Raw genomic sequence first — 17,973 nt, 5'->3', positions numbered from 1 at the left:
TATTTCATTTTCTTCCTTGATGATCAAAATGAGGGGCGGTAGCTCTTAACTTCCTGGTTGTCAGTACCTTGTGACCCACAGGACGAAAGACAAATATCTGAACACGAAAGTCGTCGTGCCGCGCTGGCTTCTTTCAGCCTTCGCTCAGCGTACTTAGCCGGATCATCATCTGGCAGCGGGTTGCCTGCAGCAGATAGAGCTTCGGCGCGCTCTTCAATGAGCAGACGCTCAGGATCGCGAACCGTTTGGTAGGCTCTGCCTGGTACGCGTCGAGTTGTGTCCATTCCCGGCTTCGCAGAAGGCTGATGAATAAGAGCGACTAGATTACTTTTAGAACGATAACAGAACGCTTCGAATAGCGATGCCGAGCTCCGAATCATGAGGGTAGGATGCGTTGCGATCTATGCTTCACAGAGCCTCAGACACCAAGCAAGCGGAGCGCGCAGGCGTGAGGGATGCGAGCCCGCAGGGGTGAGACACGCCTTGGCGGGGCTCGATTCACGGCAGCCTGACGCCGCAGGCGGCATGCCATCAACGCCAATAAGAGGTAACTCAAATGCCCGACGATGAACTCCGAGAGCTGGAAGCCAAGAGGCGAAAGGCTTTGTGGATACTTGCGAACATATCTCCAGGCGATTCGAAGGCGTTCGATGCCTTATCCATCCTTGATGACCTTGAACTTCTAGAGAGAAAAGACTCCCCTCATTCTGACAAGGCGCTTGAGCTCAACCAGGTTCGGGATTGTGTCCCGGTGCAGCATCACCCCTCCGGCATCGACATCATCTTGGAGCAGACTATCCCGCAGCCCTGGCGAGAACGTTTTCTGCAAGCGAGCATCGGATCAACCAGAGTTCCTGACGGGCCCTACGCCACGAACTGGGATAAATTTCTGGCTTGCTGGGAAAGAGAGATGCAACACCTTGAGGCACACAGAGCCGCCTGCAGTAAGCCCAAGCTGGATTGATGCAGACGGAGAAGAGACGTGGAACGAGACGGCGATGACACCGTGTATTGCGATATCCAAATGCCGGTGGCTCAAGGGCGGGAGCTATTGGAGCTAGTGAACGCCCTGCGAGAGTCGAAAGCTCATCCACGTCTCGACAGAGTCTTCGAACACATGCAGTACGAGCTCAGTACGTCCATCGATATCGCGTATAACCCGCCAACTTGGGGGCCTTGGTGTCAGTGAAATCTCGGTGAAGCCATCAGAGCTCTGCGTCCCATGCATCCATAGCCTCGCCCACAATCGCGTACCACTGGAACTCACCGAATTGTAGGGCATTCGCAATTTGCCTGTTGGTACTGCCGTCAACCCAACCTGGGAGGCTCTCCTGACCACCGGAGAAGAGACTAGCCGTCGCCACAGCGTAACAACCGGTACGCGTAGACTGGAGGCACACATAGCGCACAGCAGCGCCGGTCTGAAACCGACGCCACGCCACCACCTCGATACAGTCCATGGCACTCATTGCATCCTCAACGGCGGGACTCGTTTCCTGTTCTACCTGGACGTCCTCCGCCATTTTGAAAGACGTGTTAGGCGCTACTGGTTTGTGGACAAGATGTTTAAGCTGCTCACGGGAGGAAATGATCTGCTCTCGAAGCTCTTCGGGATCGATAGACATGCCGCCCCGGTCGGTCATCTTAAGAGTCTTGAGACTATTCACTGCTAAGATAAAGTCCTGCTCTTGCGCTTTTTCCCGTGCGGTTCTTTTGTCTCGAAAAAGCAACAACAATAGTTTTCTGAGAAAACTCACAAATACCTCCAGCTGAACGCTGAAACTAGATAACTTGGGTAAGGGAACTGGCGCGAATATCTCCTAAATCCCAGGTCGATTAATCATCGCTCGGCGTCAGAATTGCTAAAGTTTCATCAAGCAGCTTTTTAAGTCTCATAGCGTCATTTTTTATTGCGCTCCCCTTATTCGCGATGTCGCGTATGGTTTCCAGATTTGCGCGGAGTGCGGACGTCGCCCTAGAATCTAGTCCACCTATGCCCGTCTTGAGATTAATGAGCTTTTCAAAATGGTTATAGGGCACTTGTGAATGGATGGAAGAATGACCATGTTTTTCCATCGAACGGAGTGCAAATTCAGGCACACCTTTCAGCCCAATTATGCGAGCTATGGCTTTTTCGTTAGGATGCTCTTCGAAGTAGTCAATCCTGTCCTGAGTAACCGATCCATGGCGGAGCATGTGCGGGCTGACAGCTCCCTCAAGGCCAGTAAGTTTTTTAAATCGTGAAAACTCAGCGGTAATGGTGTTTGGCTGGATTGCTTTTCCAGTTTTGGCGCTGGCAAAAAGGGGGGTGCTACCGATGACCTTCATGTTCTTCGAATCTAGAAAAGGCATAAGGTCAAATTTTATATAATCCTCTAGTAATGTGAGAAGAGCAGGGCTTATTTCAACAAGGCGCGTAGATATTCCTCCTCTCTTTGAAGTTCTGAGCAGAATACTCGGAGATAACATATTTTTTGCTTCCCAAACGGCACTCACTAGAATTGGGGCCGCCTCTTCACGCCTTGCGCCTGTCTCTTCAAGAACCAAAAACACCGTTCGTTGACGGCTGCGTATATACTCCCCGGAATTGCTCGTTCGTATCGCATGCTTGATAGTTTTAACTTGGTTACTACTAAGCAGTTTGTTCTTGCTAGATACCGTGCTTTTAACAATAGGTACCTCACTGTGGAACCATGTCTCAACAAACCGTCTGCCGGATGGGGTTTGTATTTGGACTATTTTCTTTACTGCTTGGATCCTCCCCTGCGGGGCTACTAAGTCCAATATATTATAAAGTTTCCCTATGAATTCGAGGAAGTCTAAGGTTTTTCTACCTATAACTCCATTCTGTTTAGGTGAACGTGAACGGTCGCTCGCCGCTCGACTTTCTTGTTTGAGTTCTTTCATAAATTTAACGAAATGATATTCGTTGAAATTATGCAATGACAGGAGGTTGTCATGCGCATATCTTAGAACCCACGTAATCTGGTAACCATACTGAACACTGGTCACGGGATCCAGACCCTCAGCTCTTAACTCGTCAATCCAGCAGTTAGCTTCGAAGCACGCAGAATAGTCCGGCCATGAAATCAAGGCTAGGCCACCACATTTTCTGAACACCGGATTACATCCTGCTTCGGCTGCAATCGGGACTCCGAAGTCATCCCCAGCTCTAACCAACAAGCCGAGGGAGAGTGGATTATCTTTCATCAATATTCGACCCCTTAAACCCGAGTCTATATAGTTCTTGGGCTCTTGCTTTCATGAAGTAATCAGTGCCTGTAGATGACTCAAGTTGCTTTGCACAGGTTGCTAGAAGATGAGCGAGTCTAAAAATCACGGCGTCCCTTACAAAAAGATTTTGCCGCAGGATCAATACCTCAAGTTTTCGATCCCGGTTGTCTATTCTGCGGCCTTCTTTGCTGTTTTTTCCAACATTACTGGATTGAAGAGATCGTCTCAAATCGGCATACGCACGCTTTCTCTGCTTGTCGAGCTCAGCAAAGCCTCCTTCCAGATGCTTGTCTGAAACCCGCTTTAGAGTGCTCATTGAGCTTAAATAAATTGAGCGTTCGGGTATATTGAGCTTTCCCAAGTTAATTTGAGTATTCAATGTTTCAAGAAGTCGATTGTCTGAGTTGTATTCAGAAGGAGCAGCCTGGATGTCTATTAGTAGCCTTAACAGATTTCTAGCCGAAGCAATATTTCTATCGAGATTTCTATCATTTGCCATGCTGGCTCTCACTTACGGTTATTGATATCAGCATCTCATCGCGATCTTCAATTGAGAGAAAAGTGGTATCAATTTTTATTTTTTCATTTCGTATCAGCGATTTATAGTAGCTCTCCAGGCGCTGTCGCTCGATGACCTTGAGTACAGTAGTGGGGGGGAACACGCCGAGTTTATTCAAGAGGTCTTGGACGGCTGCGCCTTGGGTAATAGTTTCTTCGGCTAGATACGCAGATTTGATGTCAATCATTTCTTTATTACCTACTACCGTCGTCAGATATCGATAAATTTGTTTGAAATCCATGTGTCCAAAGTAGTAGCTAAGCACGGAAAGGTTGCCGCGCGTATTCAAGTAAAAGAAACTTACTGCAAACGCTCTTCTCAATTGATGTTGCCTTACGTAGTAACGTCTTTCATTGTAGGAGTCAGTCTGAAAATAATCACAAAGAATATCCAGGTGGCAATTGTATTTTTTGGGATCTGGCTTGTTGATTCCCGGTTTACGCTTTAAAGAGAATCTTCCAAAGCAATTGGAGTTCTTAATTTGTTCAGGAGATAAACCGCATTCTTGATGAAAACGCTCTAGCCTGGAAAGCATGCGTGTAACTAGGGGTATGACAGGGATGTCATGAGTGAGCCTGGCTTCACCAATGCCTGTTTTCATTACTAGAGTCGTAATGCAATTATCTTGACCATTTAAATGCTTGAACTTGATGTTTAATAGCTCGGACTGCCGGCGAGCGGTAAAAAACCCTACTGCATACTGAATGCAGCCTAACAATAAATAGTATGTCTGCAAAGCTCCTTCGAGATTACGCATACGCTCTAATGATTGCGCTGCGGCGCCTGGGGTGAAAGTTTTTTTTGCTGAAGCGCATAAGTCCCAGGCTGTAAAAGAAATTGGCGAATTGATATTGGCGGCTGTTTCTTTTAAGAAATATGCATTGGGAGTGAGACCCTCCGTAGCAGCACCTGAAATCAACATGGAAAAGTAATTTAATATGGAGTCGGAATGCGTTTCATAAAATAAGATGCTTTTCCGTAATAGATCAATGGTCATCGTGTGTGGTAGAGTCACATAACTTCCTACTTGGGCAAGAAGTGTTGTATGGTCGTTATTTGCGAGGGTGTCTAAACTTAGGTTGGGGATCTTGAGCTTGCTCTCAGAAAGAAACCGCTGAGACATAAAACCTCTCCGTACCTCATTATATCTTAATGCAGTCGCGCTAGAGTTATCCTGACGAACAGGTATATACGGCAGCTCACGACGATGTCCGTATACCGATTGTATTTCCAACTCATAAGGAAGTGGCCGCATGTGGCCGGCCATAATGCAGTGTGGATAAAGTTCTTTCACTAAGGCTGCTGTCTTGATGTGCCCTGGCCAACTCTCTCCTTCTTTAATTTGATAAAAATTGTTATGGTAGAGCCACACCCGGGCACGAAAAATCTCTTGGTCATCTAATGGAAAGTAACGAGTTTGTGCGCCTGGAATAGGCTCTAGGAATATCGGATTTTTTTGGACGAAATTTTCAAAGTCATAGGGTTGTTCTTCCTTGATTTTATCGAGCATAAATACGCTCAGGGTTTGAGACCAAGAGTAAATAGACTCGTGTGAGCTATTACATTTGAGGAACTCATTCATGTAGCTATTGATAGTCCCCGGAGTTACGAGTCCGAACCCATATTCATATAAGCGAAGAGTTTTTGCGTTCAAAAATAGCTTGTCGATCAACCGAAGTACGCTCCAAAGCCGTTTTTTTGCATTGGTCAACTTCATTTTTCTTATTCGAATGGAGCGCGGGAAGTGTTGTTCATGTATCCATTGTTTAACTAGCTTAAGCAACTCATGGTTGGATTTTTCAGTTAGAAGTGTGCCGTTGCCAACAGGGATGTTCAAATCAATATCGAAAATCTTTTTTCCAAATTTGAAATACAAGACGCCTTCATGCTCACAAGAAAACCAAGGAGAAACAAATCCGTCAACATGTACATTTGTCTTGACGCGTAAATGTTCTGGTAAAGGAGCAAGCACGATTGTCCTTGGAATAACATTACGCATATACAGCATCCTTCACCAATGCCATATCACGATCTTTTAAACCTTCTGCGTATACTTCTTGAAGATATGGATCGGGGTTTTCAGATGAATAAATCCATCGACGTATAGCTCCAGAAAAGGCGGCCCAATATATGCCTTCTGGGTTTGCGCGTGTCGGTTCTAGCTCTATTGCTTGTTCGATGCTCGTGAGAATCGCAATTATACCAGCGTCTATGCCGATGATAACTTCGATGCCGCCAGTTGGGCCGATATCCTTCGTCGGTCGTTTAGGGTATGGCAAATGCAAGGCTTCGCGGAGGTAGTGATCAAGCTCCGCGCGTGTAGCAAAACCTGCTAAATTAGCTGTAGACGGATGGCCATCTAACGCTTGGATGAGCACCCTTGTATTCCACTGTATGATTTCCTGGCGCATAAGCCACAACAACACCAGGTTGGGCACGTAACGCTCCAGAAGTCGCAGGTCGAAGAAAGCGTGGTCTAGATCGGTCGACGCGATAGATAGATCCATATGATCTATCACTTTCAGCACTATGCTGGTGTCTCGGGCTGAGTTAACACTGAGATTGTCCGAAAGATATTTCGCATCCGCTTTGGTGAGACCCAACATTACAACCATGGATTCTGCGTTGAGAAATTTGGTTCGGCTAGTGCCAGTCATATCTGTCGTTCTAACGCCTGTAGGATGGCCGAATCCTTTACCTGTCATAATGAAAAGTCGGCGATGGAGTTTAGGGCTCACCTGGGTTCGTTTGAGATATGTACGAACTGGATGCGTGAGTCGTATTAACACCCGCACGGCCCAAGCTGTCTCGGAATTAAGTACAACCTTTTGTTCTGGCTTTTTTGCGCGGGGCTTGGCGCCAATGAGGAAATCTTCTTCTACTTGAATTTGACCATCGGCAATAAACGTGTACTTAGGAACCGTGCATTTGTCCAAAAAGGAGTTGGTGATCTCCTCGTGCTTCGCTGCGAGATATATCGTGAATGGCGTGAGCATATGCTGCTTTGGTATGCAGAGCCACTCCGACAATTCTCGGCTGAGAAGTTTAGAAGATCTAGGTTCGAGTTTGGTAAAGTGACGATGGCTAGGATAAAAACCATCTGTCATATATATGCGTGTCGTATTTATCCGTTCACGAATTAGCGATGCATCTGATAAGTCTGACCGTGACGTCTTGGGGAGCGAGGCAGATCCAAACTTCGTGATTCGGAGAAGCTCATCCAACCGCGCCTCAATTGACTGGATGAAATGTTCCGCCCATTTCACAGAGATGGATAGATCCTGACGCATCTGTCGAAATATAGCTTCAATCGCTTTGTCGTTGGTAACGTGCATAGGAATGGGTGTAATTGTCTTGCACTTACAAATAATTCCTCCCTCAATTTTCTTGACGTTAGCTGCCAGTCGTTTTGCTTGCTTGCTGATGTCGCCCGGAATAAGAGGGATGTCGTCGGTTGTTATCCTTCCAGAATGTGGTGCAGCAATAACTTGGTGTGGTATCAGATACCCTACCATGAAAGTTCTAAAATGCGCATTCCAGTCATTGATTAGAACATGTTGAGAGCAAGGCCTAGCCCCTGATTCTTTTTTTCCTAGGTTGTATTGAATATGGAAATTGGCGAGCTGCTCGACCAATTTTGAAAACGTGCGGGTATCTAATAATTCTGCTTGGGTATATATGCAATGTTCGCTACCAAGAAAGCAAATAAGCGAATCCAAGCATGGAATGGTGGAAGTCGTCCTCTCCGAAAAATATTGCGAGCATGCCTCATACAGCCTCTCAGTATAATACCTGCCGTATTTTAGGTAGATGGGAAGTAGTTTCAAGTGCATGCTGTGGCTGTCATTAGATACTGTCCACCCTTGCCACAACCAAACTTTCTCCGGGTTTAGTTGCAAGCTTTCTGAAAGTGCTTTGCAAGCCTCTCTTAAGTCTGAATTTTTCTTCCCCATAATTGTGCCCAGCGAAATAGTTGGCGTGTATTCGTTCAAGCTGCAAACTTTGTCGTGGAGATTGCCTAAATGTCGGGCGTAATCTTCATTTCGCGCCTTAGTGCCGTCTAGTATTTTTCCGCTGAGAATAAGCCCAATGCATTTTTGGAAAACATTAGTGAGAAACTGCGTGCGTATTTGAGTTACTGTCAAATGTATCCCGGTAACTTGAAGGATACACTCTATGACGCACATTATTCTCGCCGACCGGCTTGCTTGCGTTTTTTTCAACGCCTGATTTGCTGCTAATAACTGTATGGCCGCATCAATGTCTAAGTTCTCTTGTGGGTGTTCAGACACAGCGATAAGGCTTTTGATAATGGTCATAGCATAAACCGTTTGGATTTCACCGAACCTTAGCAGGCGACGTTTAGTTTCTCAACACGCTCCTTCTAGCTCAGAGCGGTAATGCGTATGCTCTTGGTTGTTGTTTGGAGCGAATGGCAGATATGAATATTATAAATTGACAGGTTGAATATACTTTAACTTTACCCTTAACTTGTTTTTTTAAGGATATTAGCGCCAGGTTTATCTAGCGATGACCAAGTCAAAGCGCTAAGAGAGCCTTACAGTATGTTTTAAGTATATCCATAGTTATAACTAAGAAGGGACGGTTCAGTCTTCGAAAATCGAGGTGACGAACGGTCGGGAATCGACTCTGGTCGTTCTCAAATGCAGTTCGTGTGTCAGCAGCGACGCATTGGGAGTTACCAAATCCTAGGGCGCAATGCTAGGGCGCGCTTTGAAGTGAATCATCGTTCACATCAGCTCTTTGCCTTGTCAGTCCTACGATACTTAGGCTTAGCGCAAATGAACGACTCCGGGGATAAAGCAATGCACTGAACTCGTCGAGAAACAACACACCGTGATGGGCCAGGGTGATTTCCCCCGGCTGCGGTTTCGAGCCACCGCCCACCAGCGCCGGGCCGGATGCCGAATGATGCGGCTGGCGAAATGGCCGGTGTGGCCAATGGCTCAGCGGCGCCAGGCTGACCACCGATTGAATCGCCGCCACCTCCAGCGCTTCCTGTTCACTCAAGGGCGGCAACAACCCCGGCAGACGGCTGGCGAGCAACGTCTTACCGGTGCCCGGTGGCCCGCTGAGCAACAGGTTGTGGGCGCCCGCCGCAGCGATCAACAGCGCACGCTTGGCTGCCAGTTGGCCCTGCACTTCACTCAGGTCCGGGTAGGGTTTGTTCAAGTACATCAGGCCACTGGAAACGAAGGGCTCGATCGGCACGTGACCGTTCAGGTGCGCCACCACTTGCAGCAGGTGATCCACGGCAATCACCTTCAACCCCGAAGCCAGGCAGGCTTCCTCGGCATTGGCCCGTGGCACGATCAAGGTGCGCCCGACCTTGCGCGCCGCCAGGGCTGCCGGCAACACACCTTTCACCGGCCGCACCTCACCGGACAGCGCCAGCTCGCCCAGGCATTCCACGTTATCGAGGGTCAGCGCCGGTACCTGCACGCTGGCGGCGAGAATCCCCAGGGCAATCGCCAAATCAAAGCGCCCGCCGTCCTTGGGGAGGTCGGCGGGCGCGAGGTTGAGGGTGATGCGACGGGACGGGTATTGCAGCGCAGAATTGAGAATGGCGCTGCGCACGCGGTCTTTGCTTTCCTTGACGGCGGTTTCCGGCAGGCCCACCAGCGTCAGCGACGGCAAGCCGTTGGCCATGTGCACCTCGACAGTGACGGCGGGCGCTTCGACGCCTATCTGGGCGCGGCTGTGGACGATGGCGAGGGACATGCTGGTTCCTTGAAATGAGTGGCCGCTTCCTGCGGTTTTTCAAGGGTAGTTGAGTGATGGCGACGCGCGGCGGCGAGGTTTTACAGAACGTATCGCGCTAGCGGTCCGACGGCGGCACACACAGAAACTCTTTCGCCAGCGTCAACCACGCCTGCGCCGCAAACGACAATTTGCACTGCCGACGCCACGCCAGCATCAGTCGCCAGTTCAGCGCCGGCGACTGTATTTCCGCGATGCTGAACTGGCTCGCATCAAGGGTTTCGCAGAATGCCCGGGGTAGCAGGGTGATGCCCACGCCCAGTCGTACCAGGGAGGCGATAAAGTCCCATTGGCTGCTGCGGCCACTGATCCGCGGCTCAAAACCGGCTTGTGCACAGGCATCAAGTACGAATTGGTTCAGGGTGAAGGTGTCATCGTAAAAGATGAATTCGCAGGCTTGCAGTTCGCTCAATTCCACCGATCTGCGGCCTTGCCAGGGCGAGTCATGGGGCGCGAGCAGGCACAGTGGTGATTCGAACAGGGGCATGGATTCGAATTCGGACCAGATGTCCGCCACGCGCGGCGAGTCCAGGATGGTGCCGAACTCCAGCGTGCCCTGGCGCAGATCCTGGATGGTGATATTGCCGCCGCTTTCAAACAGTTTCAGTTCGATCTTCGGGTAACGGGCGTGATACTCCGCAAAGATCGGCGCCAGTGCGAGGTGGGTAGAGGGCGAAAGCCCCATGCGCAGGGCGCCGCGCCCGACATGCTGCAAGTCTTGCAGCTCTACCGTCATTTCATCGTGCAGCGCGATCATTTCCTTGGCGCGCTTGAGCACAATTTCCCCGGCGTCCGTCAGGGTGAAGCGTTTTCCCATGCGGTCGAGCAGCTTCAGGCCCAGGCTCGACTCCAATTGCTGCACCATCTTGCTGACTGTTGGCTGGGTCAGGTGCAGCTTCACAGCGGCTTTGGTAAAGCTCTGCTGGTCGACGACTTCTACGAAATAACGGAGCGCCCGAATGTCCATCTTGCATTCCAATTTTGCATGGTTTTCATAATATTAATTCATTATATCTTTAAAAAATGGCTGGATAAGATTTGTTACATCTGTTCCCAGCCAGCGCTTCCATGACGCCTTAAGGGCCTTGCCAGACGCTTCCATGGCCAGATTTCTCGCAGTGTATGAATCAAAGGCAACGCTATTTCTGGAGAGCAACTGTGCTTAACAAAACGCGTCATTCTTTTTCCGGTTCTGATGAGATGTCTCAGGGAGCGCGCTTCGTTAAGGAGTTGCTGGCGCAGGCGCAGATCGAGGTCAACGGGCCATCGGCTGCCGATATGCAACTGCACCACAGTGCCACATTTGATCTCGCCCTGGCCAAGGGCAATCTTGGCCTTGGCGAAGACTACATGGATGGCGGCTGGGACGCCGAGGCACTTGATGAGTTTTTTTACCGCCTCATGCGCTCCGGCGTGATCGACCAGGCCAACCCGGCCACCTTGTTGTTTCACGCGTTCAGCTCCCGCTGGCTGAACCTGCAAAACAAGAAACGCGCCTGGCAAGTCGGCGAAGCACATTACGACCTCGGCAATGACTTCTACGCACGCATGCTCGACTCGCGCATGACCTACACCTGTGGCTACTGGAAAGATGCCACCACCCTGGAGCAGGCGCAGTTCGCCAAGCTGGACCTGATCTGTAAAAAACTGGGGCTCAAGCCGGGCATGCGCGTGCTGGATATCGGCTGTGGCTGGGGCAGTTTCATGAGCCATGCGGCCGAGCACTATGGGGTCGAGTGTGTCGGCGTGACCATCTCCAAGGAGCAGGCGGAGTGGGGGCGGGCCAAGTATTCACATCTGCCGATCGAGTTTCGTCTGCAGGACTATAGGGATATCGACGAGCAGTTCGACCATATCGCCAGTGTCGGCATGTTCGAGCATGTGGGGCGCAAGAACCATCGGGCGTATATGGAGGTCGCCAACCGCTGCCTGAAAGACGATGGGTTGTTCCTGCTACACACTATCGGCAAGAACCAACGCAACAGCACGCCGGATCCGTGGATCGACAAATACATCTTTCCCAACGGTGATTTGCCCTCGATCGGGCAGATCGGCGACGCCATGGACGGGTTATTTGTTGCCGAGGATTTGCACAACTTTGGCGCCGACTACGACAAGACGCTGATGGCCTGGTGCGAAAACTTCGAGCTGGCGTGGCCGGATTTCGCAGACACCTTTGGCCAGCGCTTCTACCGGATGTGGCGCTATTACCTGCTGTCGTGTGCAGGGGCGTTTCGCGCGCGGGATATCCAGCTGTGGCAGTGGGTATTGTCGAAGAAGGGGGTTGTCGGCGGGTATCAGCGGGTGAGCTGAGGGTTGCAACGGTTTAACGGGGACAGGTGAAACCTGCCCCGGTTGGGACGGCTTATTCGGCGGCAGGCGTCAATCGCGCTTCCAGCTCCGCCACCTTGGCCTCAAGGCTTTCCAACCGCGCCCGAGTGCGCGCCAGCACCACCATCTGGCTATCAAACTCTTCCCGGCTTACCAGGTCCAGCTTGCTGAAACCGCTTTGCAGCAGTGCCTTGAACTGGCTTTCAATTTCATTGCGTGGCAGCGGCGTGTCGCTGCTGAACAGGCGGGAGGCGTGGCCGCTCAGGGCGTCGAGGAGGTCTTTGGGCGCGAGCATGGGAAATCGTCCGGAAAATCTGTTGGCCGGCAGTGTATCACGCAGCGTCTATAGTCTTTTCCAGCCCCTGCGGCGCACGCTTTTCGCGCATGAGGACGGGCGGTCGCGCACCGTTTTCGTGCGTATCTTCGCTGTCGTGGCGCCCGGTAGGTGGGCACAGGCGAACAAAGGACTGATTTCAGTGATTTTTACGGAGCTGGCAAGCTTTCTGCTTAGACGATCATGACCCATGCACTGATGCAGTCGCTGTGACGATGCAGTGCGCCGACGGACCAGCGGTACATGTTTCGTCACCAGTGGTTAGCGAGCGTCGCAATGGCAAATGCCAGGGCGACGAAGCGTTACAAAGCCAGGCACTGCGCTTAGACTTGAGACGGGTTTGTTTTCCTGGGGCAAGTCCACCAATTCGGGAGAGAGTTTTCATGAAGCTAGTCACTGCCATCATCAAGCCGTTCAAGTTGGACGATGTACGCGAGTCACTGTCCGAGATCGGCGTGCAGGGCATTACCGTTACTGAGGTCAAAGGCTTCGGTCGGCAGAAGGGTCACACCGAGCTGTATCGCGGCGCGGAATACGTGGTCGATTTCCTGCCAAAGGTGAAGATTGATGTCGCCATTGACGACAAGGATCTTGACCGGGTTATCGAGGCGATAACCAAGGCCGCCAACACCGGCAAGATCGGTGACGGCAAGATCTTCGTGGTCAATCTGGAACAGGCTATTCGCATCCGTACCGGCGAAACCGATACCGACGCAATCTAAGCCGCCAAACCCCAACGCCCCAGGAGAAAACAATATGACTCTGCGTAAATTCGCAGGGCTAGGAGCCCTGTTGTCCCTCGTAATGCCGGCCCTGGCCATGGCGGCGGACCCAGTACCTGCTCCAGTCCTCAATTCCGGCGACACCGCGTGGATGCTCACGTCCACCGCGCTGGTGCTGTTCATGACCATTCCAGGCCTCGCGCTGTTCTACGGCGGCATGGTTCGCTCCAAAAACATTCTTTCCGTGATGATGCAGTGCTTTGCCATCACCGGCCTGATCACCATCCTGTGGTTCGTGTACGGCTACAGCATGGCGTTCGACACCACCGGTATGGAAGCAGGCGTCGTCAATCTCAACTCGTTTGTGGGTGGCTTGTCCAAACTGTTCCTCTCGGGTGTGACCCCGGCCAGCATCACCGGCCCGGCGGCGTTGTTCCCTGAGGCCGTGTTCGTGACCTTCCAGATGACCTTCGCGATCATCACCCCGGCGCTGATCGTCGGTGCATTCGCCGAGCGGATGAAGTTCTCCGCGATGCTGATCTTCATGGGCGTCTGGTTCACCCTGGTCTACGCACCGATCGCCCACATGGTATGGGGCGGTCCGGGTTCGTTGCTGGGCGACTGGGGCGTGCTCGACTTCGCAGGCGGCACCGTGGTGCACATCAACGCCGGTGTGGCCGGCCTGGTAGCGTGCCTGGTACTCGGCAAGCGTAAAGGCTTCCCAACCACCCCAATGGCCCCGCACAACCTCGGTTACACCCTGGTGGGCGCGGCCATGCTGTGGGTCGGCTGGTTCGGCTTCAACGCCGGCTCCGCTGCTGCGGCCAACGGCACTGCCGGCATGGCGATGCTGGTGACCCAGATCGCTACCGCTGCTGCGGCCCTGGGCTGGATGTTCGCCGAGTGGGTCACCCACGGCAAGCCAAGCGCACTGGGCATCGCCTCGGGTGTGGTTGCGGGCCTGGTGGCAATCACCCCAGCCGCTGGCACCGTGGGCCCGATGGGCGCCCTGGTGATCGGCCTGGCTGCCGGTGTGGTGTGCTTCTTCTGCGCCACTACCCTGAAACGCAAACTGGGCTACGACGACTCCCTGGACGCCTTCGGCGTGCACGGTATCGGCGGTATCCTCGGCGCGATCCTGACCGGCGTGTTCGCCGCACCGTCGATGGGTGGCTTCAACGCCGCTACTACCGACATTGCCGCACAGGTCTGGGTTCAGGCCAAAGGCGTCGGCTTCACCGTCATCTACACCGCTATCGTGACGTACATCATCCTCAAGGTGCTGGACGTGGTGATGGGCCTGCGGGTGACCGAAGAAGAAGAGGCGGTTGGCCTCGATCTGGCGCAACACAACGAGCGCGGCTACAACTTGTAAGTACGCGAAAAAAAGATGCCCGGCTTGCCGGGCATTTTTTTGCCTTGGGTTTGTCTGTGGCTAAAGGTGTATGGGTTTTTTTGCGACTTTGTGATGGGATCCGCACTGCACTTTTCAGTGTGCGAATGTCTTACAGGCATGTAGGCGTATTCGGCACTTTGTTTTTTCCCTGAGCGCGCTAGAATGCGCGCCGATAGGCGGAGAACTGTATGTGGCAACAGACCCTGATAACCCTGCGGGCCAAGCCCCGGGGCTTTCATCTGGTGACGGACGAGTTGCTCGCCGGCCTGCCTGAATTGAAGGCCTGTCGGGTGGGACTGTTGCATTTGTGGCTGCAGCACACCTCGGCCTCGTTGACGGTCAACGAGAATGCCGACCCGGCGGTTCGCCGTGACTTCGAGCGTTTTTTCAATGCGCTGGTGCCGCAAGGCACGGCGGGATATGAACACAACGACGAGGGTCCGGATGATCTGCCGGCGCACTTCAAGGCCAGTCTGCTGGGCTGTCAGCTGAGTTTGCCGGTAAGGGCCGGCCGCTTGGCGATGGGGACCTGGCAAGGTGTTTATCTGGGCGAGCACCGTGATCATGGCGGTGCTCGTAAAGTCCTCGCCACCTTGCACGGTGATGGGGCATAAGCCACTGGTTAACCGGTGGATGTTGATTTTTTTCCGGCGGCCGTCGACAGGCGGCGAAGCTGGGCTATAACTAATCTGCTTTTCGCAAGTCATGAGGTAGAACATGAGCGACGATGATCTGGAAAACGACGACCTCGAAGTAGGCGACGACGACGAAACCGAAGAAGGTCTTGAGGCGGCTGCCGAAGACGTGGCTGACGACGACGGTGGCGACGATGCACCGGTCCCGGCAGCCAAGGGCAAGGCCAAGGCTGCAGTGTCGGTTGACGAGTTGCCGAGCGTAGAAGCCAAGAACAAAGAGCGCGATGCGCTGGCCCGGGCGATGGAAGAATTCCTCGCCAAAGGCGGCAAAGTGCAGGAAGTCGAGGCTAACGTGGTGGCAGATCCACCGAAGAAGCCGGATAACAAGTACGGCAGCCGGCCTATCTAAGGCCTGCTGCTTGCTTGCTGAAAAAGCCCGCCGTCGCTGCGGGCTTTTTCATGGGCGCTACAAAATGGTCAGGGCCAACACCCATCCAAGGATGAAGAGCGTGTGTGGCGAGGGAGCTTGCTCCCGTTGGGGCGCGAAGCGGCCCCTGGTTGGGTCGACGCGGTCTTTCAGAAAGGCCGTCGTGGCTGGTTCAGGGGCCGCTTCGCAGCCCAGCGGGAGCAAGCTCCCTCGCCACAAAAGCCCTTCATCATCAGGTTATGCGTTCCAGCGGGCTAGCACGTCGGGTAGCTCGGTCAGGCTGCGAATCTCGGCATCCGGCAATTTCTCGGCCTCCCAGGCCTTGCCTGCCGGGTTGAACCACACCGCCCGCAGCCCCGCCTGCTGCGCACCGGCAATGTCATCCCCTGGATGGTCACCCACATGCACTGCCGCGCGCGGCGCTACGCCACCGCGCTGCAAGGCCTCCTGGAATAACCGTGCATCCGGCTTGGCGATACCAATGTCTTCAGCCCGGAGTGCAAAGTGGAAGTAGTCCGCCAACCCCACACGTTGCACATCGGCATTACCGTTGGTAATCACCCCCAGCAGATAGTCGCGGCGCAGTGCTTGCAGCATCGGTTCCGCTTCGGGGAATACGGTGAGTTGATGCCGGGCATGGATGAACGCTTCAAAGCACACATCCGCCATCTGCGCCGCTTCCGGCAACGGGTACCCGGCTTCCTCGAAGGCGTATTGCAGCACCTTGTGACGCAACACGCTGATGCGATATTTCAGCTCGGGATGACGCTCCAGCACCTGCTGGCGCAGGCTGGCAAACTTCTCCAGGGGCAAGTCGCCCACCTTGGTGGCGTGGGTCGCCAGCCACTCGCGCATCGATGCCTCGGCGCTGATGATGACCGGCACGTTATCCCAGAGCGTATCGTCCAGGTCGAAGGTGATCAGCTTGATGCTCATGAGTCACTGCCCTTAATGCGTTTGGCCCGTGGATGGGCGCTGTCGTACACCGTTGCCAGGTGCTGGAAGTCCAGGTGGGTGTAGATCTGGGTGGTCTTGATGTCGGAGTGGCCCAGCAGTTCCTGCACCGCACGCAGGTCCTGGGAGGACTCCAGCAAGTGGCTGGCAAAGGAGTGCCGGAGCATGTGCGGGTGCAGGTTCTGCCCCAGCTCGCGCTCGCCGGCGGCCTTGACCCGCACTTGTATGGCCCGGGGCCCGAGGCGCCGGCCTTGCTGGCTGATAAACACCGCGTCGTCCGCCGGGTTGGCCAGGGCGCGCAGGGGCAGCCACAGCAGCAAGGCTTCGCGGGCCTTCTTGCCCACCGGCAATACGCGGGTCTTGCTGCCTTTGCCGAGCACTTGCACCAGGCCATCCGCCAGGTCCAGTTGATCGAGGTTAAGCCCGGTCAGTTCCGACAGGCGCAGGCCCGAGGAGTAGAAGAGTTCGAGGATTGCCTGGTCGCGATGGGCCAGGAAGTCGTCCTCCACGGCGCCATCGAGCAATTGCAGGGCGCGATCCGTGTCGAGGGTCTTGGGCAGGCGGCGTTCGCCCTTGGGCGGCGCCAGGCCGTTGGCCGGGTCGTGGTCGCACAGGCCTTCGCGGTTCAGGTAGTGATAGAGGCCGCGTACCGCCGATAGCAGTCGCGCCAGGCTGCGGGAGGATTGGCCTTGCTGGTGCAGGCGGGCGATCAGGCTGCGCAGACCCTGGATGTCCAGGGCCTTCCAGCTGCCGATGTGTTGTTTCTCGCAGAACGCCAGGACCTTGTTCAAGTCCCGCCGGTAGGCTTCCAGGGTATGCGGCGACACCTGGCGCTCGCTGCGCAGGTGAGCGCAGTAGGCGTCCAGTTGTCGTTCCATGGCTAGCGCACCGCGCGCAATGCGCTGGTGAAGCGTGGCAGGACGCGGCCCAGCACTTCGGCGATGTAGCTCAGGAACAGCGTGCCCACCGAGCTTTTGTAATGCTGTGGATCACGGCTGGCGATGGCCAGCACGCCATGCAAACCTTGATGACTGAGGGCAACCACGGCGGTGGAGCCGATCTGCTGGCGCTGCTCGGCGCCAAACAGGAAGTCCAGTTCATGCTCGCGCAAGGTGCCGCTGATGGTCTTGCCTTCGGACAGCAGGCCGCCAATCGCGGTCTGAGCATCGCTGCCGCTGACCCAGCGACCCACCGGCATCGGGTTGTCGCTGAACAGGATCAGGCTGACAAAGGGCACCTGGAAATCCTGGCGCAGGCTGTCTTCGACGGCGATCACCGCTTCTTCCAGGCTGGCGGCGTCCATCAGGGTCAGGACCAGGCGGCGAGTCTTGTCGAACAGGCGGTCGTTGTCGCGGGCCACATCCATCAGCTGCGAGAGCCGATGGCGCATCTCGATATTGCGCTCGCGCAGGATCTTCATCTGCCGCTCCACCAGCGACACGGTATCGCCGCGCTGGTGGGGAATACGCAGGGCCGGCAGCAGTTCTTCGTGTTCGACGAAGAAGTCCGGGTTAGCCTCCAGATACGCCGCAACGGCTGCGGCCTCCAGACTTTCGCTTGGGGATGCTTGCGCGGGTACTTGAGGCTTATCAGTCATTAG

The 17,973-nt window shown here is 53.9% G+C and carries 17 protein-coding genes and 1 pseudogene; 7 read left to right on the top strand and 11 right to left on the bottom strand.

Features of this window, described 5'->3' with window-relative positions; all coding sequences use genetic code 11:
- Positions 1–556 precede the first annotated feature (556 nt).
- Both HX807_RS14965 and HX807_RS31945 read left to right on the top strand, forming a co-directional pair.
- Positions 557–964: a hypothetical protein gene (locus HX807_RS14965; protein ID WP_177050329.1), complete on the top strand. Its 408-nt coding sequence runs from the start codon at positions 557–559 to the stop codon at positions 962–964.
- 18 nt (positions 965–982) lie between these two features.
- Positions 983–1,189 carry a hypothetical protein gene (locus HX807_RS31945; protein WP_226298243.1) on the top strand — a complete coding sequence of 69 codons (207 nt, stop codon included), beginning with the start codon at positions 983–985 and terminating at the stop codon, positions 1,187–1,189.
- 16 nt (positions 1,190–1,205) lie between these two features.
- Here the strand turns inward: HX807_RS31945 and HX807_RS14960 are convergent, their stop codons facing one another.
- The 7 genes and pseudogenes from HX807_RS14960 to HX807_RS14930 form a co-directional block, all read right to left on the bottom strand.
- Positions 1,206–1,757, bottom strand: coding sequence for a hypothetical protein (locus HX807_RS14960; RefSeq protein ID WP_169904814.1), 552 nt, complete (start codon positions 1,755–1,757; stop codon positions 1,206–1,208).
- A gap of 79 nt (positions 1,758–1,836) precedes the next feature.
- Positions 1,837–3,210 (bottom strand): tyrosine-type recombinase/integrase, encoded by a 1,374-nt coding sequence (locus HX807_RS14955; protein ID WP_177050327.1) that lies wholly within the window; start codon positions 3,208–3,210, stop codon positions 1,837–1,839.
- Positions 3,200–3,733, bottom strand: a complete 534-nt coding sequence (locus HX807_RS14950; protein WP_152980086.1) for a hypothetical protein — start codon at positions 3,731–3,733, stop codon at positions 3,200–3,202. Before HX807_RS14950 ends, HX807_RS14955 begins: the two co-directional genes overlap by 11 nt.
- Positions 3,723–5,792, bottom strand: a complete 2,070-nt coding sequence (locus HX807_RS14945) for a hypothetical protein (protein WP_177050325.1) — start codon at positions 5,790–5,792, stop codon at positions 3,723–3,725. Before HX807_RS14945 ends, HX807_RS14950 begins: the two co-directional genes overlap by 11 nt.
- Entirely contained in the window at positions 5,785–8,112 is a 2,328-nt protein-coding gene (locus HX807_RS14940) for a hypothetical protein (RefSeq protein WP_177050323.1), read from the bottom strand. Before HX807_RS14940 ends, HX807_RS14945 begins: the two co-directional genes overlap by 8 nt.
- A gap of 517 nt (positions 8,113–8,629) precedes the next feature.
- Positions 8,630–9,535, bottom strand: a pseudogene (locus HX807_RS14935) (YifB family Mg chelatase-like AAA ATPase); the annotation flags it as partial.
- Positions 9,536–9,632: 97 nt separating this feature from the next.
- Positions 9,633–10,541: a LysR family transcriptional regulator gene (locus HX807_RS14930; RefSeq protein ID WP_177050322.1), complete on the bottom strand. Its 909-nt coding sequence runs from the start codon at positions 10,539–10,541 to the stop codon at positions 9,633–9,635.
- A gap of 263 nt (positions 10,542–10,804) precedes the next feature.
- Between HX807_RS14930 and cfa the strand changes: the two genes are divergently transcribed.
- The gene (gene cfa, locus HX807_RS14925) at positions 10,805–11,887 is read left to right on the top strand and encodes a cyclopropane fatty acyl phospholipid synthase (RefSeq protein WP_008439353.1); all 1,083 of its coding nucleotides are present in this window, start codon (positions 10,805–10,807) and stop codon (positions 11,885–11,887) included.
- Positions 11,888–11,939: 52 nt separating this feature from the next.
- On the opposite strand, the gene HX807_RS14920 is transcribed toward cfa, so the two are convergent.
- On the bottom strand, positions 11,940–12,149 hold the full coding sequence (locus HX807_RS14920) for an accessory factor UbiK family protein (protein ID WP_371103568.1): 210 nt from the start codon (positions 12,147–12,149) through the stop codon (positions 11,940–11,942).
- A gap of 473 nt (positions 12,150–12,622) precedes the next feature.
- On the opposite strand from HX807_RS14920, the gene glnK reads away from it, so the two are divergent.
- The 4 genes from glnK to sutA all read left to right on the top strand — a co-directional run bounded on the left by glnK (position 12,623) and on the right by sutA (position 15,401).
- Positions 12,623–12,961, top strand: a complete 339-nt coding sequence (glnK, locus tag HX807_RS14915) for a P-II family nitrogen regulator (protein WP_002555808.1) — start codon at positions 12,623–12,625, stop codon at positions 12,959–12,961.
- Positions 12,962–12,995: 34 nt separating this feature from the next.
- Entirely contained in the window at positions 12,996–14,336 is a 1,341-nt protein-coding gene (locus tag HX807_RS14910) for an ammonium transporter (RefSeq protein ID WP_008439352.1), read from the top strand.
- Positions 14,337–14,545: 209 nt separating this feature from the next.
- On the top strand, positions 14,546–14,971 hold the full coding sequence (locus HX807_RS14905; RefSeq protein ID WP_003208787.1) for a secondary thiamine-phosphate synthase enzyme YjbQ: 426 nt from the start codon (positions 14,546–14,548) through the stop codon (positions 14,969–14,971).
- A 103-nt stretch (positions 14,972–15,074) separates the two neighbouring features.
- A complete protein-coding gene (gene sutA, locus HX807_RS14900) occupies positions 15,075–15,401 on the top strand; it encodes a transcriptional regulator SutA (RefSeq protein ID WP_003208791.1) in 327 nt (108 codons plus the stop codon).
- Between the two features lie 255 nt (positions 15,402–15,656).
- Here sutA and HX807_RS14895 read toward each other — a convergent pair whose 3' ends face one another.
- From HX807_RS14895 to HX807_RS14885, 3 genes are read right to left on the bottom strand one after another with little or no spacing between them, the layout of a single operon-like run.
- Positions 15,657–16,355 carry an HAD family hydrolase gene (locus tag HX807_RS14895; RefSeq protein ID WP_177050321.1) on the bottom strand — a complete coding sequence of 233 codons (699 nt, stop codon included), beginning with the start codon at positions 16,353–16,355 and terminating at the stop codon, positions 15,657–15,659.
- Positions 16,352–17,251 carry a tyrosine recombinase XerC gene (xerC, locus tag HX807_RS14890; RefSeq protein ID WP_008439350.1) on the bottom strand — a complete coding sequence of 300 codons (900 nt, stop codon included), beginning with the start codon at positions 17,249–17,251 and terminating at the stop codon, positions 16,352–16,354. The genes HX807_RS14895 and xerC overlap by 4 nt, the downstream gene beginning before the upstream one ends.
- 2 nt (positions 17,252–17,253) lie before the next feature.
- A complete protein-coding gene (locus HX807_RS14885; RefSeq protein WP_003208796.1) occupies positions 17,254–17,970 on the bottom strand; it encodes a DUF484 family protein in 717 nt (238 codons plus the stop codon).
- Positions 17,971–17,973 lie beyond the last annotated feature (3 nt).

Origin of the sequence: Pseudomonas sp. D8002, assembly GCF_013385695.1 — a bacterium.
Lineage (GTDB): Bacteria > Pseudomonadota > Gammaproteobacteria > Pseudomonadales > Pseudomonadaceae > Aquipseudomonas.
This window is presented reverse-complemented; position numbering and strand designations above follow the sequence as displayed.

What these genes read in the sequence shown, in the direction of transcription:
- HX807_RS14965 (WP_177050329.1), top strand. Translation starts at nt 557, where the DNA reads ATGCCCGACGATGAACTCCGAGAGCTGGAAGCCAAGAGGCGAAAGGCT.
- HX807_RS14955 (WP_177050327.1), bottom strand. Translation starts at nt 3,210, where the DNA reads ATGAAAGATAATCCACTCTCCCTCGGCTTGTTGGTTAGAGCTGGGGAT.
- HX807_RS14950 (WP_152980086.1), bottom strand. Translation starts at nt 3,733, where the DNA reads ATGGCAAATGATAGAAATCTCGATAGAAATATTGCTTCGGCTAGAAAT.
- HX807_RS14945 (WP_177050325.1), bottom strand. Translation starts at nt 5,792, where the DNA reads ATGCGTAATGTTATTCCAAGGACAATCGTGCTTGCTCCTTTACCAGAA.
- HX807_RS14940 (WP_177050323.1), bottom strand. Translation starts at nt 8,112, where the DNA reads ATGACCATTATCAAAAGCCTTATCGCTGTGTCTGAACACCCACAAGAG.
- HX807_RS14930 (WP_177050322.1), bottom strand. Translation starts at nt 10,541, where the DNA reads ATGGACATTCGGGCGCTCCGTTATTTCGTAGAAGTCGTCGACCAGCAG.
- glnK (WP_002555808.1), top strand. Translation starts at nt 12,623, where the DNA reads ATGAAGCTAGTCACTGCCATCATCAAGCCGTTCAAGTTGGACGATGTA.
- HX807_RS14910 (WP_008439352.1), top strand. Translation starts at nt 12,996, where the DNA reads ATGACTCTGCGTAAATTCGCAGGGCTAGGAGCCCTGTTGTCCCTCGTA.
- HX807_RS14905 (WP_003208787.1), top strand. Translation starts at nt 14,546, where the DNA reads ATGTGGCAACAGACCCTGATAACCCTGCGGGCCAAGCCCCGGGGCTTT.
- sutA (WP_003208791.1), top strand. Translation starts at nt 15,075, where the DNA reads ATGAGCGACGATGATCTGGAAAACGACGACCTCGAAGTAGGCGACGAC.
- HX807_RS14895 (WP_177050321.1), bottom strand. Translation starts at nt 16,355, where the DNA reads ATGAGCATCAAGCTGATCACCTTCGACCTGGACGATACGCTCTGGGAT.
- xerC (WP_008439350.1), bottom strand. Translation starts at nt 17,251, where the DNA reads ATGGAACGACAACTGGACGCCTACTGCGCTCACCTGCGCAGCGAGCGC.
- HX807_RS14885 (WP_003208796.1), bottom strand. Translation starts at nt 17,970, where the DNA reads ATGACTGATAAGCCTCAAGTACCCGCGCAAGCATCCCCAAGCGAAAGT.